Raw genomic sequence first — 24,500 nt, 5'->3', positions numbered from 1 at the left:
GCGGCTGCCGCGCGCGGAGGTCGGGAGGACCGCCGACGCGGGCGGAGCGGACGTTGCCGCTTCGGGAGCCAGCGGCCGCTCAGACGCGAACGGTGTCGCGACGGACGCGGATGGCGCGGGATCGCTGCTGCCGCGCACGGAGGCCGGGAGGACCGCCGATGCGGGCGGAGCGGACGTTGCCGCTGCGGGAGTCAGCGACCGCTCAGACGCGAACAGTGTCGCGACGGACGCGGATGGCGCGGGATCGCGGCTGCCGCGCGCGGAGGTCGGGAGGACCGCCGACGCGGGCGGAGCGGACGTTGCCGCTGCGGGATCAGGGGGCTGGCTAGGCGGGGTAAGGGCAGACACGAACGGTGTCGCGGCGGAGGTTGGCGGCGGCAGATCGCTGCTGTCGCGCGAGGAAGCCGGGACTGCCTCAGCCACGAGCGGAACCGACATCGCCACTTCGGCGGCCAGCTGGGCCAACGGGATCCGGGCAGGCCCGGATGAGCCGGCCGGCGAATCCGGCGTCGGTCCAGCGTTTCCCCAAGGCTCGCCCGCAGCACCGGAAGATGGGATGCGTTTCGCTTGCAGTCCGGCGTCGATCGAAGTTCCGGGATCGGCCGGGCGCGCCAGTGGCGGCCCGGCATCACCCCTGGACGCACCCGAAGCCGCCGGCACGGCGACGGCCTCGGTCGGGATGGTCGCAACCTCCGGCGGAGCGGCACGCGCGGGGGCGAGTGCATCTGGCGCCGCCGGCCGGGATACGTCCGGCCCGCCTTGCTCCTGTTGAGGCGGAAGCTCGATGCCGGCGGGCATGACGAACGTCGGCAACAGAAGCGAAGGACCCGCGTTCCCTCCCTCTCCCGCATGCGGGACCGCGCCGGATTCGGCTGCGCCGCGCATCGCCGGAAGGCTCCCGGCGCCGCTCGCGCCGTCCTTCGTCGATCGTACCGGGCCGGCAGGCGACGCCTCCTGCGCAAACGGCAGGGGCGAACCCGGCAAGGGCGAACCCGGCGAGGGCGCCTTCCCGGCTGTCGCGGCGGGGCTTGCCGGCACGGATGCGCCTCGCGACAGCGCGGCCGGCTCCCTCCCCTGGCCGCGTCTCCCTTCGGCCGACAGCCATTGCTCGGCGGCAAAGCGCTCGGCGAGACCCTTTGTGCGATCGCCCATCAGCGACAATTGCCCGTCCGGCCCCCGCACCGCCACCGTCCGCGCCTGCGCATCGACCAGCACGTCGGGGGTACGGGCGGCGAGGATCGGCCAGCCGGCGGCACCCGCCAGGACGAGCGCCACCAGCGCGAGGCGCGTGCGCAGCAGGCAGGCGGCGAGAAAGGCGAAGGTGATCAGGGCGAGGCTGGCCAGCGGCATGGCGCGCACGCCGCCATCGGCGCCGGGCATCGCCGCCACCCAGCGGGCAACGCCGTTCATGGCGTCGATGCCCCAGCCCATCAGGCGGAAAGGCGGCCCTTCCCAGCCGAACGGCATCGCCAGCGTGCCGAGCAGCCCCATCGGCATGATGACGAAGCTGACCAGCGGCGTGGCGGCGAGATTGGCGAAGAGGCTCAGCGGCGCGAGGCGCTGGAAGTGATAGGCGGCATAGGGCGCGGTGGCGAGGCCGGCAGCCAGCGAGGTCAGCGCCAGCGCCACCAGCCAGCGCGCCGGCATCGACGCGTACCAGGGCAGGCGCCCGGCGCCGGCGGCGATGAGGTGGCGCCCGCCCCGCTCATAGGCGACGACGAGCGCCAGCGTCGCGGCGAAGGACATCTGCGCGCCGGGATCGAGGATCGCCCACGGCGTCAGGGCCAACACGAGGAGCGCGGCGAGGGCCAGCGTGTGCAGGGTGAGCGCCGGGCGGCCGAGCATCACGCCCGCGAGCACCAGCACGGTCATCACATAGGAGCGCTGCGTCGCCACCTCGGCGCCGGACAGCAGCAGGTAATAGGTGGCGGCGGCGAGCGCCGGCACGGCCGCCCAGGCCTTGATCGGCCGGGTGAGCGCCAGCCCCGGCCACAGCGCCAGCAGCGCGCGGGCAAAGAAGAACACCGTCGTCGCCACCAGCGCCATGTGCAGGCCGGAAATGGAGAGGACATGCGCGAGGCCGGAGATGCGCATCGCCTCTTCCAGCGGCTCGGGCACCTGCCCGCGTATGCCGGTGACCAGCGCCACGGCGACGCCGCCGGCCTCGCCCGGCAGCACGGCGCGGATGCGCGCCGCCATCGCCTGCCGGCTCGCCTCCAGCCAGGCGGCGAAGGCCAGCGACCGATCCGGCGGCCCCGGCGCCGGCGTCTCCCGCCATTTGCCGACCGCATAGCCGGTGGCGCCGATGCCCTCGAACCACGCCGCCCGTCCGAAATCGAAGCCGCCGGGATAGGCGGGACCGGGCGGCGCGGCGAGATCGGCGCGCAGGCTCACATGCGCCCCGACCGGCGGCGGCTTCGCGGCGGCGAGCGCGATGCGCACCCGTTCCGGCACAAGCTGCGGCGCCCGCTCCAGCGACGTCACCCTGACGACGATGCGGCTGCCGCGCGGACGCAGTTCCGCCTGCTCCACGAAACCGTTCACGGTGACGCCGGAAAGCGGGGCGGCCAGCACCGGATGGGCGATGCGCTGCACCTGCAGGCTGGCGACGGTGAAGCCGGCCGCGAGCGTCGCCGCCAGCGCCAGCGCGTAGAAGGCGAAGGGCCGCGCCCGCGCCGCCAAGGCAAGGGCCAACAGCACCGCGAAGGCCAGCGGGCCGGCATAGGGCGACGGCTCGCCGCCGGCGCCGAGATAGAGCGCCACGCCGATGGCGAAGCCGACCGGCAGGAACAGCGTGCCGCGCCGGTCCTCGACCTCTTCGGCCAGCAACGCGCCGAGAGCGGCGGCAAGCCGCGCCGGCAGCCGCCAAGGCCCGCCGCCGGCCAGCGGCGCGGGAGCCACCACCGGCACGGCCGGGACGAGACCGTCCGCCGGCGCGGCCAGTGCCCGCGCCGCGCCCCGCCCGTCGGCCCGCGTCCTCGCGCCCGCTTCCGGCCCGCCCGCCATGTCCCCGCATCCCCCGCGCCGCCGGCTATCGCCGCACAGCGGGTTTTCCCCTCTCGCGCTCCTATGGTACACGCACGCATCCCGACCGCTACCGCCCGCGACACGCCGGGCGCCGACACGGAAAGCCGATGTCCGACACCGTCATCACCCGCTTCGCCCCCTCCCCGACCGGCTTCCTGCACATTGGCGGCGCCCGTACCGCGCTGTTCAACTGGCTCTATGCGCATGCCAAGGGCGGCAAGATGCTGCTGCGCATCGAGGACACCGACCGCCAGCGCTCCACGCCGGAAGCCATCGACGCGATCATCGACGGGCTGAGCTGGCTCGGCATCGACTGGTCCGGCGATGTCATCTACCAGTTCGCCCGCGCCGAGCGGCACCGCGAGGCGGTGGAACAGATGATCGCCGCCGGCCATGCCTATCCCTGCTACGCCACCGCGGCAGAGCTGGAGGAGATGCGCGAGACCGCCCGCAAGGAAGGCCGCGCCCCGCGCTATGACGGGCGCTGGCGCGACCGCGCCCCCTCCGAGGCGCCGGAAGGCCGCAAGCCGGCCATCCGCCTGAAGGCCCCGACCGAGGGCGAGACGGTCATCGACGATCTGGTGCAGGGCCGCGTGGTGTTCCAGAACAAGGAACTCGACGACCTCGTGCTGCTGCGCTCCGACGGCACGCCGACCTACATGCTCTCGGTGGTGGTCGACGATCACGACATGGGCGTCACCCACATCATCCGCGGTGACGACCACCTCACCAACGCCGCCCGCCAGACGCAGATCTACCGCGCGCTCGGCTGGAACGTGCCGACCATGGCGCATATCCCGCTGATCCATGGGCCGGACGGGGCCAAGCTCTCCAAGCGCCACGGCGCGCTCGGCGTCGACGCCTACCGCGCCATGGGCTACCTGCCGGCAGCGCTGCGCAATTATCTCGTGCGCCTCGGCTGGAGCCATGGCGACCAGGAGATCTTCTCCACGCAGGAGATGATCGAGCATTTCGACCTCGACCGGGTCGGCCGCTCGCCGGCGCGCTTCGACTTCGCCAAGCTGGAGAACATCAACGGCCACTACATGCGGGCGACCCCGGATGACGAGCTGCTGGCCGCCATCGACGCCCTGCTGCCGCATCTGCCGGACGGCGCCGCCATCGCCGCCGCCCTCACCCCCGAGCGGCGCGCCCAGCTCATCGCCGCTATGCCCGGGCTGAAGGAGCGCGCCAAGACGCTGATCGAGCTGATCGACAGTGCCGGCTACATCGTCAAGCAGCGCCCGCTCGACATGGAAGACAAGGCCAGGGCGCTGCTCACCGACGACGCCCGCGCCCTGCTCGCCGCCGCCCACGAGGCGCTGGCGGCGACCGGCGATTGGACCGCCGCCAGCACCGAGGCGGCCGTGCGCGGCGTCGCCGAGGCCCGGGGCGTCAAGCTCGGCGCCCTCGCCCAGCCGCTGCGCGCCGCCGTGACCGGCCGCACCACCTCGCCCGGCATCTTCGACGTGCTGGCGGTGCTGGGACGCGACGAGTCGCTGGCGCGTATCGCCGACCAGGCGCCCGCCGCGCGGGCCGCCTGAGGGGGTGTACGACGAAGTGTTGATGCAGGTGCGAAATCATCGGAACGCCCTGCCGTTACTGGATTTTGATGTTATCGGACTACCGTGTCCGCTGCGCTTGCGAGCACGGTTCGAAACCGTTACGACTTTACGCGTCCAGCCCCCGGGGAGCATAGAAGGCCCCTCGGAAACGGCTGCCGCACAACAAGGCGAGAACCTCCGCCGACGCGCTCCGCTTCGTTCGGTCCATTGACTCCAGGGAGACCCGCATGGACGCCATCAACGGCACTTCCGCGAACACGGCCACACTCAGTATCGGCGACAAGAGCTGGGAACTCCCGATTCTGAACGGCACGATCGGGCCGCAGGTCGTGGACATCGGCAAGCTCTACGGCCAGACCGGGATGTTCACCTACGACCCGGGCTTCACCTCCACCGCCAGCTGCGAAAGCCAGATCACCTATATCGACGGCGACGAGGGCGTCCTTCTCTACCGCGGCTACCCGATCGAGCAGCTCGCCGAGGACGGCGACTTCCTGGAAACCTGCTACCTGCTGCTCTATGGCGAGCTGCCGACCGCCGCCCAGAAGGCGGATTTCGACTACCGCGTCACGCGCCACACCATGGTGCACGAGCAGATGAGCCGGTTCTTCCACGGCTTCCGCCGCGACGCCCACCCGATGGCGGTGCTGGTGGCCTCGGTCGGCGCGCTCTCGGCCTTCTATCACGACAGCACCGACATCGCCGACCCGCAGCAGCGCATGATCGCCTCGATCCGCATGATCGCGAAGATCCCGACACTGGCGGCCATGGCCTATAAATACCATATCGGCCAGCCCTTCGTTTACCCGAAGAACGACCTCGACTACGCCTCGAACTTCCTGCGCATGTGCTTCTCGGTGCCCTGCGAGGAGTACAAGGTGAACCCGGTGCTCTCGCGCGCCATCGACCGCATCTTCATCCTGCACGCCGACCACGAGCAGAACGCCTCGACCTCCACCGTGCGCCTCGCCGGCTCCTCCGGCGCCAACCCCTTCGCCTGTATCGCCGCCGGCATCGCCTGCCTGTGGGGACCCGCCCATGGCGGCGCCAACGAGGCGGCGCTGAAGATGCTCGGCGAGATCGGCTCCGTGGACCGCATCCCGGAATTCATCAACCGCGCCAAGGACAAGAACGACCCGTTCCGCCTGATGGGCTTTGGTCATCGCGTGTACAAGAACTACGATCCGCGCGCCAAGATCATGCAGAAGACCTGCCATGAGGTGCTCGGCGAGCTCGGCATCAAGGACGATCCGCTGCTCGACATCGCGGTGGAACTGGAGCGCATCGCGCTGCAGGACGAGTATTTCGTCGAGCGCAAGCTCTACCCGAACATCGACTTCTATTCGGGCATCACGCTCCGCGCCCTCGGCTTCCCCACCTCCATGTTCACCGTGCTGTTCGCCCTCGCCCGCACCGTGGGCTGGATCGGCCAGTGGAAGGAGATGATCGAGGATCCGGGCCAGCGCATCGGCCGCCCGCGCCAGCTCTACACCGGCGCCACCCGCCGCGACTACGTGCCGATCGCCCGCCGCAAGTGAGACGGCCGGCGGCGGATGGCGGCCCATGCGCCGCCATCATCTCCGTCCCGCGCTCGGCTTCGCGACATGATGCCCGCCTCCGGTCCCGGATGGCGGGCATTTCGTTTCCGGCAGCCTTTTCCCGGCCGCAGGTCGCGGCGGGAGGCACGCCTCCCGGCAGGCCGATGCAGGGAGGCGATGGGAAAGACCCGTGCCGAAGAGAGCCCCCGCCCCCACGCCGATGGCGGCGGGCGGGAATCAGGGCGACGAGACGACCCGCTGCGCCACCTCGAGCACCGCGCGGGCGGCCCGACGGCTGGGTGTCTCGCCATCCACCCCCATCAGGGCGCCGACCCTGGCGAAGGCGGCAAGCTGCGCCTCCCGCTCCGGCCCGCCCTCGATCAGCCTGGCAAGCGCCGCCGTCATCGCCGGCGGATCGATGTACCATTGCAGATATTCCGGCACCGCCCGCTCGCCGATGATGAGATTGGGCAGGATCACCGAGGTGATGCCGAGCAGGTGATGGGCGACCCGCGCCTCCAGCCAGTGGACGCGATAGGTGGCGATGGTGGGAATGCCGGCCAGCGCCAGTTCCAGCGTCACCGTGCCGGAGGCGGCGAAGGCGGCGCGGGCGACGCGGAAGGCCGCGTATTTCTCGGCCTCGTCGACGACGATGCGCGGCTTCACCGTCCAGCCGGCCACCATCGCCTCCACCTCGGCCCGCCGGCGCGGCAAGGTCGGCAGCACCATCTCGACATGAGGCATCTGCGCGGCGAGCCGGGCCAGCACGTCGCCGAACAGCGGCCCGAGCCGCTGCAGCTCCGAACGGCGGCTGCCCGGCAGCACCAGCAGGACCGGCGGCGGGGCCTCGCGCCGGGCCGCCTCCCGCGCATCCGGGCGCAACTCGTCGAGCATGCCGAGCAGCGGATGGCCGACATAGGTGGTCGGCGGGCCGTCGAGCCGCGCCATCACCTCCGGCTCGAAGGGCAGCACGGCAAGCACGCGGTCGATATCCGGCTTCATCGCCCGCGCCCGCCCCTGCCGCCACACCCACACGGTGGGCGCGACATATTTGACGATCGGCAGATCCGGCAGCCGCGCCCGCACCTTGTGGGCGACGCGATGGGTGAAGTCCGGCGCGTCGATCAGCACCAGCACGTCGGGCCGCGCCCGCACCACCGCATCGGCTGCCTCGCGCATGCGCCTGAGGATACGCGGCAAGCCGGCGAGCACCTGCCCGACGCCGATGGCGGTGATGTCGTCCATCGGGAACAGCGAGGCGAGCCCCTCGGCCTCCATGCGCGGACCGCCTATGCCGGTGAAGGCCACGGCGCCGCCGGTGAGCGCCGCGAGCTCGCGCATCAGGCCGGCGCCCAGCATGTCGCCCGAATCCTCCCCGGCGATGAGGAAGACCGAAAGCGGACGTGCCGGCGCCTGTCTCATGTCGCGCTCCCCGCCTCGTTCTCCGGCGCGAAGCCATAGACGAACATTCCCGCCGCATCGGCAGCACGGATCATCGCCTCGAGGTCGGTGGCGATCACGCCGCCGGCCTCGACGGCAATGCCGGCGAGCCCGGCCCGCGCGGCCCCCTCCACCGTGGCGAGGCCGAGCGACGGCAGGTCGAAGCGACGATCCTGCGCGACCTTGGGAACCTTGACCAGCACGCCGGCCGGCGCCCGGGCGCGGATGCGTCCGTTCGCCCTGAGCTCGGCGCAGCGGCGCAGCATCAGGTCGGTTCCCTCCGCCGCCTCGACGGCCACGACGTGCCGATTGATCACCACCACGCCCTGGCCGATATCGAGCGGCCCCATCACCGCCAGGGCATGGCGGCCGGTGAGCACGTCGTCGAGCTGGTCGCGCCCGGGCGCCACCTGGCCGAGCCGGCCGGCCGGCACCAATATTTCCGGGGCGACCTCATGGGCGCCGAGCAGCCGGAAGCCTTCGTCCTCGAACGCCTCCCCGACGCCGGTGAGCAGATGATTGTCGCCGCCGCGCAGCATGCGGAAGATGCGCGGCAGCTGCCGGACCATCGCCCAGTCGAACGTCACGTCGCGCAGCCGCGGACGCAGCACATAGCCGATGAACACCACGTCGCGGCAGCCGCGCCGGCGCATTTCCGCGCAGAGCTTGCCGAACTGGCCGAGGGCGATCCAGCTGTGCGGCCAGGCCTCGACGGCGGGATCGGCAAGGCCGCGCAGGGCGAAGAGATGCACGCGCCGCCCCGCTCTTGTGGCCGCCTCGGCGACCACCAGCGGAAAGGCACCGCCGCCGCAGATGATGGCGAGCGGCTCGCCGCCCGCCACGGCAGCGGGCGCCGCGGCGGCGGAGCCGGACGCCTCAGGCGGCGTCGGGCTCGGCGCCATGGTCGTCGGCATCGGCGGGAACGGTGAGGCGGCGCTTGCCGGCGGTGCGGACGAACTCGACGATCCGCATGACATTGGCGTTCTCGCCGAAGCGCTCGGCCACGCGGTCGGTGCGCTGGGCAAGCGTGCCGGCGCCGTAGAACAGCTCGCGATAGGCGCTCTGCAATTCGCGGCGCTGCTGCAGCGACAGGCCGCGGCGCTTCAGCCCGGTATAATTGAGCGAGCGCAGCCCCGGATGGCCTTCCATCATCAGGCCGAAGGGGATGATGTCGAAATGCACGCCGCACATGCCGCCGATCATCGCGCCGTCGCCGATGCGGGTGAACTGGTGCACCGCGGCGAGCCCGCCGATAAACACGTTGTCGCCCACCGTGACATGGCCGGCCAGCGTCGCGTTGTTGGCGAACACCGCCCGCTCGCCGATCACGCAGTCATGCGCGATGTGACTACCGACCATGAAGAAGCCGTCGGCGCCGACCCGCGTCTCCATGTGACCGCCGGCCGTGCCGATGTTCATCGTCACATGCTCGCGGATGATGCAGCGCTCGCCGATGACCAGCCGGCACGGCTCGCCCTTGTAGTGCACCGATTGCGGCGGCTGGCCGAGCGAGGCGAAGGGATAGACCGTCGTCCCGGCGCCGATCCGCGTGTGCCCGGCCACGACCACATGCGAAACCAGGCGAACCCCGTCGCCCAGATCGACATCGGCGCCCACGGTGCAGAACGGGCCGATCTCGACATTCTCGCCCAGCACCGCGCCGTCTTCCACCAGCGCGGTCGGGTGGATGCGCGCGCCCCCGCTCACTTGCCACCGTCCTGGGCGATCATCGCGCCGACCTCGGCCTCGGCGACCAGCTGGCCGTCGACCTTCGCCTCGCCGCGGAACCACCACATGTTGCGGCGCTTGGTCATCTGCGTCATGTGGTACTCCAGCACATCGCCCGGAACCACCGGCCGGCGGAACTTCGCCTTGTCGATGGTCATGAAATAGACGAGCGAGGGCTTGCCGCCCGCCGCGCGCTCGAACAGGCAGATGGCGCCGGCGGTCTGCGCCATGCCTTCGAGGATCAGCACCCCCGGCATCACCGGGTTGTCCGGGAAATGTCCCTGGAAATGCGGCTCGTTGGCGGAGACGTTCTTGATGCCGATCGCCCGCTTGTCGCCCTCGATGCCGACGATCCGGTCGACCATCAGGAAGGGATAGCGGTGCGGCAGCGCGGCGAGGATCTTCTGGATGTCCGCCACGCCGAGGCTGGTTTCGGCCTGTTCGCTCATGAGTTCTTCTGTCCTTGGTCGGCGTCGCGCCCCCCGCGGTCGCCGCGGGCGAGGCGCTGGATCGCCATTACTTCCCGGAACCAGTCCCGCATCGGCTGAGCCGGCGAGCCGCCCCATTCCACGCCGGGCGGCACGTCGTCCTTCACGTTGCTGGTGGCCGCGATCTTCGCCCCGTCGCCGATGCGGACATGGCCGATCACCCCGACCTGCCCGCCCAGCACCACGAAATCGCCCAGCGTGGCGCTGCCGGCGATGCCGGTCTGCGAGACGATGACACAATGACGCCCGATCACCACGTTGTGGGCGATCTGCACCAGATTGTCGATCTTGGTGCCCTCGCCGATCACCGTGTCGCGCAGGCCGCCACGATCGATGGTGGTGGAGGCGCCGATCTCGACGTCGTTCTGCACGATCACCCGGCCGATCTGCGGCACCTTGGCGTGACCGCCGGCGCCGCCGACATAGCCGAAGCCGTCCTGGCCGATGCGCACGCCCGGATGCAGGATCACCCGGTCGCCGAGCAACGCATGCAGCACGCTGGCGCCGGCGCCGATGGTGCAGTCGCGGCCGATGCGCACCCCCGGGCCGATCACCGCACCGGCGGCAATGATGGTGCCCGCGCCGACCTCGGCGCCGGGCCCGATCACCGCGCCGGGATCGATGGTGACGTCGCCTTCGAGCCGCGCCTGCGGATGCACGATGGCCCCGGCGGCGACGCCCGGCTGGCCGAAGACCGAGGACGGCCGCAGCGAGGACGGATAGAGGGCGCGGGCGATGGCGACGAAGGCCGCATGCGGGCGCTTCACCACCACCGGCACCACGCCGGCCGGCACATGATCGAGGAAGCGCTCTCCCAGCAGGCAGAAGCCGGCGCGGGTGGCGCGCAGGGCCGGCACGAACCGGCTGCCGTCCATATAGCTGACGTCGCCCGGCCCGGCATCCTCCAGCGAGGCGACGCCGATTACCTGCCGGGCGCCTTGGGCGGGATCGACGAGGCGGCCGCCCACCAGCGCGCAGAGCTCGTCGAGCGGAAAGCTCCGCGCCGGGCGGTGGAAGATGGGATCAGCCATTGAATGCATCGTGCCGGACATGCCCGTCGCCCAATGAACCGACGGCCCGGGCGAGCCGGGCCGTCGTATTCCGCCAGTGATGTGGCCGCCAATGATCGGGCGCAAGTCTCAGAAACGGGTACCGCCGCTGAAGCGGAACGCCTGTTCCTGGTCGTAGTCTTCCTTCGAGAGCACCCAGGCATAGTCGAAGCGCAGCGGGCCGAAGGGCGACTTCCAGATCAGGCTGACGCCGACCGAGGAGCGGATCGAGTCGCTGTCGGCGACGCAGACATTGGCGTAGCCCTTGGTCTTCGAACCCTCGATCGCGCTGCAATCCACCAGGTTGTTTTCCCAGCCGGCGATGTTCTCGAAGGTGGTGCCGCCCTGATAGTCCCAGAGCGAACCGGCATCGGCGAAGAGCGCGCCCCTCATGCCGACATCCTTCGGCAGGAAGGAAAGCGGGAACTGCAGTTCCGCCGTCGTGCCCCAGTAGAGCGTGCCGCCCAGCGCATCGGGGTCGGAACCGTCGAGGCCGGAGGCCAGGTCGCGCGGGCCGATACCGTTGGACTCGAAGCCGCGAACCAGATCCGGGCCCTTGAAGAAGTTGTCGAGGATACGCAGGTCCTCGCCACCCCAGGAGGTCACGTTACCCGCCTGGCCGCGCAGCATCAGTACCACGTCGCCGAACACCGGCATGTACCAGCGCGCATCGAAGGTCGAGCGGATGTAGTTCACATCGCCGCCGACGCCGGCCAGATCCTGCTTGAACTCAAGCAGATAACCGTTTGTCGGATCGATGTTGTTGTCCAGCATGTTGTAGCTGAGCGTGTAGCCGATCGCCGAGGTGATGTAGGCCTGGTTGTTGACCTCGAGCAGCGCCCAGGACGGCTGGCCGTAATCGGCGATGGTGTCCTCGTCGATCGAGATTTCCTTCTGCGACAGCGTATAGCGCAGGCCGAGGGTCAGCTCGTCGGTGAGCGGCAGGCCGACGCGCAGCGTGCCACCACCCGTGGTGGTGTTGTACGGGCTGTAGCTGGTGGCCTGCGTCTCGCGCCAGGACAGGTCGAAGCCGGCCGCAACGCGGTAGTCGAGGAAATAGGGCTCGGTGAAGCTGAAATCGACGCCCTGGACGTTCTCGCCAAGCGAGCCGGCAAGACGCACGAACTGGCCGCGCCCGAGGAAGTTCTTCTCCGAAACCGCCACTTCGCCGATGAAGCCGTCCGTGGTGGAGTAGCCGCCGGAGATCGAGAATTCGCCGGTGGGCTGGTCCTCGACCTGCACGACCAGGATCACGCGGTCCGGCGCCGAGCCGGGCTCGTTGGTGACCTTCACATCCTTGAAGAAGCCGAGATTGCGCAGGCGACGCTCGGCGCGGTCAACCAGCACGCGGTTATAGGCGTCGCCCTCGGCGAGATCGAACTCGCGGCGGATGACCCAGTCGCGGGTGCGGGTGTTGCCGCGGATCTCGATGCGCTCGATATAGACGCGCGGCCCCTCTTCCACCGCGAAGACCAGCGAGATGGTGCGGGCCTCGGGATTGCGGTCGCCGCGCGGACGAACCTGCGCGAAGGCATAGCCGCTCTTCGACACCTCGATGGTGGCGTTCTCGACCGACTTCTCGACCAGCTCGGCGTTGTACACCTGCCCCTTGGCCACGCGCAGCGCGGAACGGATGCGGGCCGGGTCGACGTCCTTGATGTTGGACACGACGTCCACGGTGCCGACGCGGTACTGCTGCCCCTCGTCCAGCACATAGGTGATGACAAAGCCTTCCTTCTTGCGATCGAGGTCGGCGGTCACCGACACGATGCGAAAGTCGGCATAGCCGTTCTTCAGATAGAAGCGGCGCAGCAGCTCCTGGTCGGAATTGATGCGATCGACGTCGTAGACGTCGGTATTCTTCAGCCAGGACAGCCAGTTGGTCTCGGTGGTGGTCAGCTCGTCCTTGAGCTTCCAGTCCGAATACGCCTTGTTGCCGACGAACTTGATCTCGGCGACGCCCAGCTTCTCGCCCTCGGTGATCTCGAAGACGAGGTCGACGCGGCCCTGGCCGCGATCGATGGTCTTGGGCTCGACGCGCACGTCGTAGCGGCCGGCGCGGTGATAGAGCTCGATGATGCGCTGGGTATCGGCCTGCACGGTGGTGCGGGAGAACGGCGCACGCGCCTTGGACTGCACCTCGCCGGCGAGCTGCTCGTCCTTGATCTTCTTGTTGCCCTCGAAGGCAACGCGATTGACCACCTCGTTCTCCTCGACGCTCACCACCAGGCGGCCGCCGCGATTCGAGACGCGCACATCGGAGAACAGGCCGGTGGCGTAGAGCGCCTTCAGGCCCTCGTCGATCTTGGCCGGGGTGAGCGGCGGCGTACCGAAATAGGAGCGCACCGTCTCGGCGTCGACGCGGCGATTACCTTCGACGATGATGGAATTCGCCGTCTGCGCAACGGCGCCGACAGGCGCAACAATGGATCCGGCGACCCCCGCCACGGCCATCAGGGCGACGACGCCCAGGACCGAAGCCATCTTACTCACGAACCGGACACTTACAGCCATTTGGTGCGCAACCTATATCGTTGTTCTGAAGCCGGCACTGCTCACGCAAGCGCAAACAGGCGCGATCTTTCACCCAGCGCTCCGCTTGTACAGGCTTTTGGCAGGCCTGCAAACCGAAGCCCCTGTCGCCCGATTGCCTTTTCCCGACGCCGTGGCACGTCGGCAACGCTCAGGCGGACGGGCGTCAAGATTTTGAAATATTGAGAATATCGTTCCACGTTGCGAACAGCATCAGCATCAGGACCAAGGCAAGACCGATGCGGAACCCGACCTCCTGCGCCCGATCGCTGAGCGGACGGCCGCGCAGCGCCTCGATGGCGTAGAACATCAGGTGTCCGCCATCCAGCAAGGGTACGGGAAAGAGGTTAAGAAGACCGATCGAAACCGACAGCACCGCCGCCAGTTGCAGCAGCGCGCCGATACCGAAGGTCGCCACCTGCCCCGACACCTGGGCGATCCGAATCGGCCCGCCGAGCTGATCGGCGGATTCGCGCCCGGTGATCACCCCGCCGAGATAGGAGAAGGTGCGGTCGACGATGAACCACACCTCCTTGCCGGCGAGGCCGACGGCCTCCACGGGCCCGAATCGCTGGGTCGTCACCTCGCCCGCCCCGGTGGAGCGCGAAATGCCGAGCACGCCGATGCGGTGCACATTGCCGAAGGTATCGGTGATCTCGCGGCGGTCCGGCGTCGCGCTGAGCGTGCGGCGCTCGCCGCCGCGATCGATCTCCACGCTGAGCGGCACGTCGGCGCTGGCGCTGACGATGCGCTGCATGTCGCCGAAGGATTCGATCGGCGTGCCGTCGATGGACAGGATCAGGTCATGCGGCTGGAAGCCGGCCTTCTCGGCGGCGCTGCCGGCCTGGATGGAATCGACGCGCGGCGTCGTCACCTGCCGGCCCACCGTCATGAACAGGGCGGAAAAGATGACGATGGCGAGGATGAAATTGGCGATCGGCCCGGCCGCGACGATCGCCGCGCGCGCCCCGACCGACTTGTGGAAGAAGCTGACCTTCTTCTCCGCCTCGCTCATCTGCGACAGCCCGTCGCGATCGGGGGCGGAGGCGGCGTTGTCGTCGCCGAGGAACTTCACATAGCCGCCGAGGGGGATAGCCGACAGCTTCCAGCGCGTGCCGTGGCGGTCGTTGAAGCCGACGATCTCCGGCCCGAAGCCGATGGAGAAGGCGACGACCCGGACGCCGCAGCGCCGCGCCACCCAGAAATGGCCGAGCTCGTGGAAGAACACCACGATCGTCAGCACGAAGAGGAAGGGGATGAGATAGCCGAGCAGCCATTCGGCGCCGCCACCCATCGACGAGAGCATACTCATTTCGCTTTCCTCATCTGCACGACGACCGCGGGCCGGAACCGGCCCGCAAGGGACGCTGCCATCATCATGTCGCTGCCAAGTTTGGCAGAGAAACGGCAGCCCGCCACATTTGCCGCGCGGCGTGCCGCATTCACCAGACCAGCAGGCCGGCGGCCGGCGCCGCGGGATGCCGCAGCACGCCGATCAGCCCGGCGAGCAGCGCCGCCGCCACCAGCCCGTCCAGCCGGTCCATCAGCCCGCCATGGCCGGGAATGAGATGGCCGGAATCCTTCACTCCGAAGCGCCGCTTCATCGCCGATTCGAACAGGTCGCCGGCCTGGCAGCAGATACTGGCGGCAAAGGCCGCCGGGGCGGCGAAGAAGGCGGAATCGACGCCGGCGAGCCGCACGGTCAGCATGCCCGCCGCCACCGCGAACACCACGCCGCCGATGGAGCCCGACCAGGTCTTGTTGGGACTCACCCGCGGCCACAGCTTCGGCCCGCCGATCAGCCTCCCGCAGAAATAGGCGGCGACATCGGTGGTCCATACCACGGCCAGCAGCCAGACTACCGCGACGAGCCCCAGCGCGGAATCGAGCCGCAGCAGGGTCAACGAGCAGGCCAGGGCGCCGGCGTAGAACACGCCGACCAGCGCCCAGAACCGCAGCGACAGCGCGCCCCGCACCATGAGCGCCGCCGCCAGCGCCCCGGCCGGCAGCGCGAGAATCAGCTGCGGCGGACCGGCCACCAGCGCGAACAGCGCGCAGGCGATGCCGCCGCCGCCCAGGCCGAGAACCACCGGCAGGCGCGGCAGCCGCACCATCTTCGCCCATTCCCACAGCAGCATCAGGCTGGCGAGGAAGCACAGAAGGACGAAAGGCCGCCCTCCCCACGCCGCCGCGGCAATGACCATCGGCCCCAGCACCAGCGCCGAGCCCAGACGAGGCAGGAAATCCGCACCGATGTTCAAGTCACGAGCGCCCCGCCGCATCGAGGCCGCCGAACCGGCGCTCGCGGCCGGCGAATTCCTGCAGCGCCCGCTCGAACCAGCCGCGATCGAAATCCGGCCACAGCACCGGCAGGAAGACCAGCTCGGCATAAGCCGCCTGCCAGAGCAGGAAGTTGGACAGCCGCTGCTCGCCGCTGGTGCGGATGACGAGGTCGAGCGGCGGCAGGCCGGCGGTGTCGAGCGCACCGGCGAGCCGCGCCGGGGTGATCTCCTCCGGCGACAGGCGCCCCGCCGCGACCTCGCGCGCCAGGGCGCGGGCGGCACGGGCGATCTCGTTCTGCGAGCCGTAATTGAAGGCGACCGCCAGCGTGAGCCCGGTATTGCCGCCGGTCAGTGCCTCGGTCTCGCGCAGCATCGCCTGGATCTCGCCGTCGCGCGGATGCCCCTCGCCGAGGATGCGCACCCGCACGTTGCGGGCGTGAAGGTCCTGCAGATCCTTGCGGATGAACAGCTTCAACAGCCCCATCAGCTCGTCGACCTCGCCCTCGGGGCGGGTCCAGTTCTCGCTGGAGAAGCTGAAGACGGTCAGCGCCTCGACACCGAGGTCGATGGCGGCGGCAATGGTGCGCCGGACCGCCTCGACGCCGCGACGATGCCCCTCGAAGCGCGGCAGGCCGTGCGAGGTCGCCCAGCGGCCATTGCCATCCATGATGATGGCGACGTGCCGCGGCGCACGGCCGGCGGGCACGCCGGCCACCGGCTGCCCTCCCCCTTCCGATACGTCGTCTGACGCCTCGAACTTCGCGATCTTCAAGGAGGCCTCCGCGCCGCCGGGCCCGTGCTCAAACCGCCAGGATTTCCTTTTCCTTGGTCGACAGCACCTGATCGATCTCGGCGATCGACTGGTCGGTCGCCTTCTGCACCTGATCGGACATGCGGGTCTGCTCGTCGGCGCTGATGTCGCCGTCCTTCTCCGCCTTCTTCAGGCTGTCCATGCCGTCGCGGCGCACATGGCGCACCGAGACGCGCGCGGCCTCGGCATATTTGTGGGCGACCTTCACCAGTTCCTGGCGGCGATCCTGGGTCAGCTCGGGGATGCGGACGCGGATCACCTGCCCCTCGGTCTGCGGATTGAGGCCGAGATTGGAATCGCGGATCGCCTTCTCCACCGCCGACACCATGCCGCGGTCCCACACCTGCACCGAGAGCAGGCGCGGCTCCGGCACGTTCACCGAGGCGCACTGGTTCAGCGGCATGTGCGAGCCATAGGCATCCACCTGGATCGGCTCCAGCAGGCTCGCCGAGGCGCGCCCGGTGCGCAGGCCGCTCAGTTCCTGCTTCAGGACGCCGATGGCCCCCTGCATGCGGCGCTTCAGATCGGCAATATCGGTCGGACCAGTGCTCATAGCGAACCCTCTTCTTGCTGCGCCGGGCCCGAACGACGCGGCCCGCATGGCGGCACCAGCGCCGCAAACGGCCGGGACCCGGCTATATCAGATGGTTTGCCGCGCGAGGCAAGCGCGCAGACGCCTTATTCCATACCGCATTGCGGCATGACATGCCGCCTAGGGCGCCACCGTGGTGGAACGCCCCCGGCCGCGCACCGCATCCTCGATGGCGCCGGGCTGGCGGATGGAGAACACGATGATCGGCAGCTTCGCCTCGCGCGCCAGCGCGAAAGCGGCGGCGTCCATCACCTTGAGATCCTTGGCGAGCGCCTCGTCATGGGTCAGCCGCTCATAGCGGGTGGCGGACGGGTCGCGCTTGGGATCGGCGGTATAGACGCCGTCGACGGTGGTCGCCTTCATCACCGCGTCGCATTCGAGCTCGGCGGCGCGCAGCACGGCGCCGGTATCGGTGGTGAAATACGGATTGCCGGTGCCGCCGGCCAGCACCACGATGCGCCCGCGCGACAAATGCCGCGAGGCGGTCTGGCGGGCATAGGGCTCGCAGATGGTCGGCATCGGGATGGCGGAAAGCGTGCGGGCGGGCGATCCCGCCTCCTCGATCGCCTTCTCCAGCGCCAGGGCGTTCATCACCGTGGCGAGCATGCCCATGTGATCGGCGGTGGCGCGGTCGAGGCCGCGGCCGGCGACACTGGCGCCGCGCAGGATGTTGCCGCCGCCCACCACCACGGCCACCTCGGCGCCCGCCTCGCGGGCATCGGCGAGATCGCGGGCGATGCCCTCGATGGTCGGCCAGTGGAGGCCGAACGCCTCGCTGCCCATCAGCGCCTCACCGGACACCTTCACCAGCACGCGCCGGTAGGACACTTCCTGCGCTTCGCCCGCTTCGGACATGAGGCACCTTCCATGCTTCGCGCGGCGCCGACACGCCCCGCCCCATACTAAAACACGCCGGGCGCCTCGTGGCGGCCCGGCGTGGTCTTATCAACAAACGCGTGCTGCGTCTCAGGCGCCGGCGGCGGCGGCGACCTCGGCGGCGAAGTCGCTCTCCTGCTTCTCCACGCCCTCGCCGAGGGCGAAGCGCACGAAGCCGGCGATCTTGACCGGCGCGCCGACCTTGCCCTCGCTCTCCTTCACCGCCTGGGCGACGGTCTTGGAGGGCTCGTGGATGAAGGCCTGCTCGACCAGGGTGACTTCCTTGTAGAAAGTCTTCAGGCCGCTCTCGACGATCTTCTCGACCACGTTGTCCGGCTTGCCGGAGGCCTTGGCCTTCTCGGCCAGCACGCCGCGCTCGCGGGCGACGACATCGGCGTCGATGCCGGCGGCGTCGAGCGCCTGCGGGTTGGCGGCGGCGACATGCATGGCGATCTGGCGGCCGAGGGCGGCCAGCTCATCGGCCTTGCCGGTCGATTCCAGCGCGACCAGCACGCCGATCTTGCCGAGACCCTCGCCCACCGAGCCGTGGATGTAGCTGGCGACGACGCCGGCATTCACCGAGAGCTCCTTGGCGCGGCGCAGGTTCATGTGCTCGCCGATGGTGGCGACGGCGCTGGAGATCGCCTCGCTGACGGTGCCGCCGGCCGGATAGGCCGCCGCGCCGATGGCCGCGACGTCGTCGCCGGCGGCGAGCGCCACCTGGGCGATGTTGCGCACCAGCGCCTGGAACTGCTCGTTGCGGGCGACGAAGTCGGTCTCGGAATTCACCTCGACCACCACGCCCTTGGTGCCGTCCAGCGCGAGGCCGATCAGGCCTTCGGCGGCGACACGGCCGGCCTTCTTGGCGGCCTTGGCAAGACCCTTCTTGCGCAGCCAGTCGATGGCGGCCTCGATGTCGCCCTCGACCTCGCCCAGCGCGTTCTTGCAATCCATCATGCCGGCGCCGGTCTTCTCGCGCAGCTCCTTCACCATGCCCGCGGTGATGTTGGCCATATCCCGTTCCTCATTCCAATCGACACGAATCGCAGGTGTCACCAGCGACGTATCATTCGTGCATGTGTCATTTGACGACACGGCCGGCCGGAGGGTTCCGGGCCGGCCGCGACTTCACGATCCGAGCGGCAGCCCATGGCCGCCGCGAGCCTTACGCCCCGGTCACTCGACCTCGGCGGTCAGCTCCTTGGCCTGGGCGACCCAGCCATCCACGCGACCCGGCAGGCCGACTTCCTCGCCGAGGCGATGGGCGTCGGCGGCGTCGAGGCCGGCGATCTGCGAGAAGTGGAAGATGCCGAGATCGGTCAGCTTCTTCTCGATGGCCGGGGAAACGCCGGTCAGCTTCTTCAGGTCGTCGGCCGGGCCGCGCGGGCCGGACAGCGGCTCGAAGGACGACCAGGCGGCCTCCGCCGGCAGGTCCTCGATCATCGGCACTTCGGCGGCGCCGATGTCGACACCGAAATCGCCCTGGGCGCGGCCGATGCCGTCGATGGCGGCACGGGCGATCAGGTCGCAATAGAGGTTGATGGCGCGGCCGGCGTCGTCATTGCCCGGAACCGGATAGGAGATGCCGTCCGGGTCGCAATTGGTGTCGAGGATCGCCGCCACCGGGATGCCCAGGCGACGCGCCTCGGCGACCGCCAGGTCTTCCTTGTTGGTGTCGATCACGAACAGCAGGTCCGGCAGGCCACCCATGTCGCGGATGCCGCCCAGCGCGCGATCGAGCTTTTCCTTCTCGCGCTGGAGCGTCAGGCGCTCCTTCTTGGTGTAGCCGACGCCCTCGCCGGCGGCGAGCAGCTCTTCGAGCTTCTTCAGCCGGGCGATGGAGTGCGAGATGGTCTTCCAGTTGGTCAGCATGCCGCCGAGCCAACGGGAGTTCACATAATACTGCGCCGAACGCTTGGCGGCATCGGCGACGGCATCGGCCGCCTGGCGCTTGGTGCCGACGAACAGCACGCGGCCGCCACGGGCCACGGTGTCGGACACCGCCTGCAGCGCGCGGGCCAGCGAGGGCACCGTCTGGGCGAGGTCGATGATGTGGATGTTGTTGCGGGTGCCGAAGATGAACGGAGCCATCTTCGGGTTCCAGCGGTGGGACTGATGCCCAAAGTGCACACCAGCTTCAAGCAGCTGGCGCATGGTGAAATCGGGGAGTGCCATCGTCGTCTCTCTTCCGGTTAGCCTCCGCGGACATGGCCGTGCCGGGAATTCGGCATCGGCACCGGAGCGGCGAAGGGCCTCGACCATGGGAAGAGAGCCCGGCCGCGAAGTCCGCGTGCGGGATGGCGGCGCATATACGCGAGGTGGCGGTGTTAAGCAAGAGTGGCGGGATGCGGCGCGCGCTCCGCGGACGATGCGGCAGAAGGACGAACCGGCCTGCGGACATGCGGTGCGCCGGGCTGCATCCTCGCGACCGGGCCGGGGATTGTGCTTGCTCGGAGGGTGCGCGAGGGGCGGCGCGGCCAGCATGCGCCGTCTCGCGGCACGCGGGGGCGCCGGCGAACCGGGACGCGGGTAGAACGGGGCACAAACAAAACGGGACGCGGGCAGGCCGAACGCGGGCGGGCAGAGCGCAGGCGGGCAGAGCGCAGGCAGGCCGAACGCGGGCTCGTGGAAGCGCACCCGAACGAGCCTCCTTCGAGGCCCGGCCTGCGGCCGGGCACCTCAGGATGAGGGGGCTCGAGGGCATCGAACGAGGGGGCTCGGGTAATATTCGGTACCGCGCGCCCTCCCATCCACGGAATCGACGCTCTTCCCGGTCCGGCGGCTCCTGTCCTCCCGGATCGCGGAGCGGTGGTGATCAGGGCGGGAGGAGGCCTCTTGACTGCGCACTTCGTTGCCAAGGCCCACGAAAAAGCCGGCGGAGGCTCCGCGCCGCCGCAGGGCTCAGTGCATCTCCACCGCCACCACGCCGGGCACCGCCTTGATGGCGCCGGCGATCTGCGGCGACAGCCCGAAGCGGCCCGGCAGCTTCACCTCCACCTCGGTCTCGCCGCTCTCGCCCAGCAGCAGGACGAAGGCCACCTCGCCATCGCCGCGCCCGCCGCCGAGCGAGCCGAGCCGCGACGCCACGCTTTCCAGCGGATCGGGCGAGCGCAGGAAGATGCGCAGCGCCTTCTGCATCTTGGAGGCGGCCTCGTCGAGCGGCTCGCAGGTCTGGATGCGCGCCCGCACGTCCTCGCCCTGCAATTCGGCGGCGACGTGCAGGAGCAGCGCCCGTCCCGGCTCGAGGAGGTCGCGGAACTGGTTGAGCGATTCGGAGAACAGCACCGCCTCGAACTGACCCGAGGGATCGGACAGGCCGACAATGCCCATCTTGTTGCCGGTCTTGGTGCGGCGCTCCTGCTTGCTCACCACGGTGGCGGCAAGCCGCCCGGCACTGGCGCCGGCGCGCACCGAGCGGGCGAAATCGCTCCAGCGCTGCACCCGGAAGCGCTCCAGCGCCTTGCCATATTCGTCGAGCGGATGGCCGGTGAGGAAGAAGCCGATGGCGTCGTATTCCTTCTGCAGCTTCTCCGCCGGCAGCCACGCCTCGACATTCGGTATGCGCAGATCCGCCGACATGGCGGGCCCGCCGAACATGTTGCCCTGGCCGAGCGCCGCCTCGGCGCCGGCCGCCGCCGCATGGCCGAGCACCGCCTCGATGGCGGCCGCCGCACGGGCACGGTTCGGCTCCAGCGCGTCGAAGGCGCCGGCGTTCACCAGGCTCTCCATGGTGCGCTTGTTCAGCGCCTTGGCGTTGATGCGGGCGGCGAAGTCGGCGAGGTCGCGGAACGGCTTGTCCCCACGCGCCTCGACGATGGCGTCCACCGCCTGCAGGCCGACGCCCTTGATGGCGGCGAGCGCATAGAGGATGCGCCCGTCCTTCACCGCGAATTCCCGGCCCGAATGGTTCACCGAGGGCGGCACCACCTCGATGCCGAGCCGCTGCGCGTCCTGGCGGAATTCCGCCAGCTTGTCGGTGTTGCCCATGTCGAGCGTCATCGAGGCGGCGAGGAACTCGGTGGCGTAGTTCGCCTTCAGGAAGGCGGTCTGGTACGACACCAGCGCATAGGCGGCCGCGTGGCTCTTGTTGAAGCCGTAATCGGCGAACTTGGCGAGCAGGTCGAAGATCTCCGACGCCTTGGCCTTGGGCACGCCGCGCTCCACGGCTCCCTCGACGAAGCGCTCGCGCTGCTTGTCCATCTCGGCGCGGATCTTCTTGCCCATGGCGCGGCGCAGCAGGTCGGCCTCGCCGAGCGAATAGCCCGACAGGGTCTGGGCGATCTGCATCACCTGTTCCTGGTAGATGATGACGCCGTAGGTCTCCTTGAGGCTGCCCTCCAGCGCGGGATGGGCATAGACCGCCTGCTCCTGCCCGTTCTTCACCGCGCAATAGACGGGGATGTTGGCCATGGGGCCGGGGCGATAGAGCGCCACCAGCGCGATGATGTCCTCCAGCCGGTCCGGCTTCATGTCGACGAGGGCGCGCCGCATGCCGGCGCTTTCCACCTGGAACACGCCCACCGTCTCGCCGCGGGTGAGCATGGCGTAGCTCTTCTTGTCGTCGAGCGGGATGGTGCCGAGATCGAGCGCGATGCCGCGCTGGGCGATCAGCCGCACCGCCGTCTGCAGCACGGTGAGCGTCTTCAGGCCGAGGAAGTCGAACTTCACCAGCCCGGCCTGCTCGACCCACTTCATGTTGTACTGCGTCACCGGCATGTCGGAACGCGGGTCTCGATAGAGCGGCACCAGCCTGGCCAGCGGCCGGTCGCCGATCACGATGCCGGCGGCGTGGGTGGAGGCGTGGCGGTTCAGCCCCTCGAGCCGGGTGGCGATATCGAAGGCCCGCTTCACCACCGGATTGGCCTCGGCTTCGGCCTGCAGGCGCGGCTCGTCATTGATCGCCTGCTTCAGCGAGATGGGATTGGCCGGGTTCTGCGGGACGAGCTTGCACAGCTTGTCGACCTGGCCGTAGGGCATCTCCAGCACCCGGCCGACGTCGCGCAGCACGCCGCGCGCCTGCAGCGTACCGAAGGTGATGATCTGCGCCACCTGGTTGCGGCCATAGCGCTGCTGCACATAGCGGATCACCTCGTCGCGGCGCTCCTGGCAAAAGTCGATGTCGAAGTCCGGCATCGACACGCGCTCGGGATTGAGGAAGCGCTCGAACAGCAGGCCGAAGCGCAGCGGATCGAGGTCGGTGATGGTCAGCGAATAGGCGACCAGCGAACCGGCGCCCGAGCCGCGCCCCGGTCCCACCGGGATGCCGTGCGCCTTCGCCCATTTGATGAAGTCCGACACGATGAGGAAGTAGCCGGGGAACTTCATCTTCTCGATGATGGAGAGCTCGAAGGCGAGCCGGTCCTCATAGTCCTTCTCGGTCAGCCCCGGCGCCGGGCCGTGCACCTTCAGGCGCGCGGCGAGCCCCTCCTCCGCCTGCACGCGCAGCTCCTCCGCCTCGTCGCGCTCCATGGTGAAGCGCGGCAGGATCGGCTTCACCGTGCGCGGGCGATAGGCGCAGCGCTGCGCGACCTCGATGGTGTTGGCGAGCGCCTCCGGCAGATCGGCGAACAGCTCCATCATCTCCGCGCGGGTGCGGAAGCGGTGCTGCGGGGTGAGCTGGCGGCGCCCGTCCTCGGCGACGAGGCGTCCCTCGGCGATGCAGATCAGCGCATCATGCGCCTCGTAGTCGTCCTGCGCGGCGAAGAACGGTTCGTTGGCGGCGACCAGCGGCAGCTCAAGCCGGTAGGCGAGCTCGATGAGGGCCCGCTCGACGCGCCGCTCCTCGCTGATGCCGTGCCGCTGGATCTCGACATAGAGCCGATCGCCGAACAGTTCCTTCAACGCCTCCAGCCGCTGGGCCGCGACATCGGCGGCGCCGAGCGCCAAGGCCCGGTCGATCGGCCCGGCCGGCCCGCCGGTGAGCGCGATGAGCCCGGCATGGTGCGGCGCCAGCCACTCGGCCTTGATATGAGGGGCGCCGTCATCGGCCGTATCGAGATAGGAGCGCGACACCAGCTCCATCAGATGGCCCCAGCCGGTCTCGTCGGCGGCCAGCAGGACGATGCGCGGGCGCTGGGCATGGGCGGGCCCTCTGCCCGCCTGGTCGCCGAAATCGATGGCGAGCGAGCAGCCGACGATCGGCTGGATGCCGGCACCGGCCATCTTCTCGGAGAATTCCAGCGCGCCGAACAGATTGCCGGTGTCGGTCAGCGCGATGGCCGGCTGGCGGTCCTTCTTGGCGAGGTCGGCGAGCTTGCCGACCGGCAGCGCCCCTTCCAGCAGGGAATAGGAAGAATGAAGGTGGAGATGGACGTATCCGACATCCGCCTCGGCCATGATCTTCCTCCCTGTCGCGACTCACTCGCGTCCATGGTGCGGATCAAGGCGGCCAGCGTCCACTCGCGACGGCGCGAGCGCCGCAACTGTCCCCGCCATCCTCAGACGCCGGTGAACACGCCGGCCCAGATGCCGATCATGGCGACGAACAGGCCGATGGAGGAAAGCGCGGCGAGCTCCTGAAACAGGATGCGGATCATGACGTTCTCCCTTGCGACTGGCGACTTGGAACATAA

Annotated in this window: 17 protein-coding genes; 2 read left to right on the top strand and 15 right to left on the bottom strand. The window is 69.6% G+C overall.

Annotated elements, in window-relative coordinates; translation table 11 throughout:
• Positions 1-3,006, bottom strand: a 3,006-nt coding sequence (locus tag KHC19_RS25030; protein ID WP_213356317.1) for a ComEC/Rec2 family competence protein, incomplete at its 3' end; no start/stop codon positions are given.
• A gap of 128 nt (positions 3,007-3,134) precedes the next feature.
• Between KHC19_RS25030 and gltX the strand changes: the two genes are divergently transcribed.
• Complete coding sequence (gene gltX / locus KHC19_RS25025; protein WP_213356315.1) at positions 3,135-4,571, top strand: glutamate--tRNA ligase; 1,437 nt, start codon at positions 3,135-3,137, stop codon at positions 4,569-4,571.
• A gap of 248 nt (positions 4,572-4,819) precedes the next feature.
• Entirely contained in the window at positions 4,820-6,130 is a 1,311-nt protein-coding gene (gltA, locus tag KHC19_RS25020) for a citrate synthase (RefSeq protein WP_213356313.1), read from the top strand.
• Between the two features lie 237 nt (positions 6,131-6,367).
• Here the strand turns inward: gltA and lpxB are convergent, their stop codons facing one another.
• The 14 genes from lpxB to dnaE all read right to left on the bottom strand — a co-directional run bounded on the left by lpxB (position 6,368) and on the right by dnaE (position 24,264).
• The gene (gene lpxB / locus KHC19_RS25015) at positions 6,368-7,552 is read right to left on the bottom strand and encodes a lipid-A-disaccharide synthase (protein WP_213356311.1); all 1,185 of its coding nucleotides are present in this window, start codon (positions 7,550-7,552) and stop codon (positions 6,368-6,370) included.
• The gene (locus tag KHC19_RS25010; protein ID WP_246549469.1) at positions 7,549-8,484 is read right to left on the bottom strand and encodes an LpxI family protein; all 936 of its coding nucleotides are present in this window, start codon (positions 8,482-8,484) and stop codon (positions 7,549-7,551) included. Before KHC19_RS25010 ends, lpxB begins: the two co-directional genes overlap by 4 nt.
• The gene (gene lpxA, locus KHC19_RS25005) at positions 8,447-9,277 is read right to left on the bottom strand and encodes an acyl-ACP--UDP-N-acetylglucosamine O-acyltransferase (protein WP_213356309.1); all 831 of its coding nucleotides are present in this window, start codon (positions 9,275-9,277) and stop codon (positions 8,447-8,449) included. The genes KHC19_RS25010 and lpxA overlap by 38 nt, the downstream gene beginning before the upstream one ends.
• Complete coding sequence (gene fabZ / locus KHC19_RS25000; RefSeq protein ID WP_213356307.1) at positions 9,274-9,747, bottom strand: 3-hydroxyacyl-ACP dehydratase FabZ; 474 nt, start codon at positions 9,745-9,747, stop codon at positions 9,274-9,276. Before fabZ ends, lpxA begins: the two co-directional genes overlap by 4 nt.
• The gene (gene lpxD / locus KHC19_RS24995) at positions 9,744-10,817 is read right to left on the bottom strand and encodes a UDP-3-O-(3-hydroxymyristoyl)glucosamine N-acyltransferase (RefSeq protein ID WP_213356305.1); all 1,074 of its coding nucleotides are present in this window, start codon (positions 10,815-10,817) and stop codon (positions 9,744-9,746) included. The genes fabZ and lpxD overlap by 4 nt, the downstream gene beginning before the upstream one ends.
• A 108-nt stretch (positions 10,818-10,925) precedes the next feature.
• Complete coding sequence (bamA, locus tag KHC19_RS24990) at positions 10,926-13,319, bottom strand: outer membrane protein assembly factor BamA (RefSeq protein WP_213356303.1); 2,394 nt, start codon at positions 13,317-13,319, stop codon at positions 10,926-10,928.
• Positions 13,320-13,533: 214 nt separating this feature from the next.
• Entirely contained in the window at positions 13,534-14,679 is a 1,146-nt protein-coding gene (rseP, locus tag KHC19_RS24985) for an RIP metalloprotease RseP (RefSeq protein WP_213356301.1), read from the bottom strand.
• 130 nt (positions 14,680-14,809) lie between these two features.
• Positions 14,810-15,628 (bottom strand): phosphatidate cytidylyltransferase, encoded by an 819-nt coding sequence (locus KHC19_RS24980; protein ID WP_213356299.1) that lies wholly within the window; start codon positions 15,626-15,628, stop codon positions 14,810-14,812.
• A gap of 1 nt (position 15,629) precedes the next feature.
• Positions 15,630-16,364, bottom strand: coding sequence for an isoprenyl transferase (locus KHC19_RS24975; protein WP_343207797.1), 735 nt, complete (start codon positions 16,362-16,364; stop codon positions 15,630-15,632).
• Positions 16,365-16,449: 85 nt separating this feature from the next.
• Positions 16,450-17,013 (bottom strand): ribosome recycling factor, encoded by a 564-nt coding sequence (frr, locus tag KHC19_RS24970; protein WP_213356297.1) that lies wholly within the window; start codon positions 17,011-17,013, stop codon positions 16,450-16,452.
• Between the two features lie 159 nt (positions 17,014-17,172).
• Complete coding sequence (pyrH, locus tag KHC19_RS24965) at positions 17,173-17,907, bottom strand: UMP kinase (RefSeq protein WP_213356295.1); 735 nt, start codon at positions 17,905-17,907, stop codon at positions 17,173-17,175.
• Between the two features lie 111 nt (positions 17,908-18,018).
• On the bottom strand, positions 18,019-18,942 hold the full coding sequence (tsf, locus tag KHC19_RS24960) for a translation elongation factor Ts (protein WP_213356293.1): 924 nt from the start codon (positions 18,940-18,942) through the stop codon (positions 18,019-18,021).
• 162 nt (positions 18,943-19,104) lie between these two features.
• Positions 19,105-20,103 (bottom strand): 30S ribosomal protein S2, encoded by a 999-nt coding sequence (locus tag KHC19_RS24955; protein WP_213356290.1) that lies wholly within the window; start codon positions 20,101-20,103, stop codon positions 19,105-19,107.
• Between the two features lie 726 nt (positions 20,104-20,829).
• Complete coding sequence (dnaE, locus tag KHC19_RS24950; protein ID WP_213356288.1) at positions 20,830-24,264, bottom strand: DNA polymerase III subunit alpha; 3,435 nt, start codon at positions 24,262-24,264, stop codon at positions 20,830-20,832.
• Positions 24,265-24,500: the final 236 nt, after the last annotated feature.

The sequence above is a fragment of the Ancylobacter oerskovii genome (assembly GCF_018390555.1).
Classification (GTDB): Bacteria; Pseudomonadota; Alphaproteobacteria; order Rhizobiales; family Xanthobacteraceae; genus Ancylobacter; species Ancylobacter oerskovii.
This window is presented reverse-complemented; position numbering and strand designations above follow the sequence as displayed.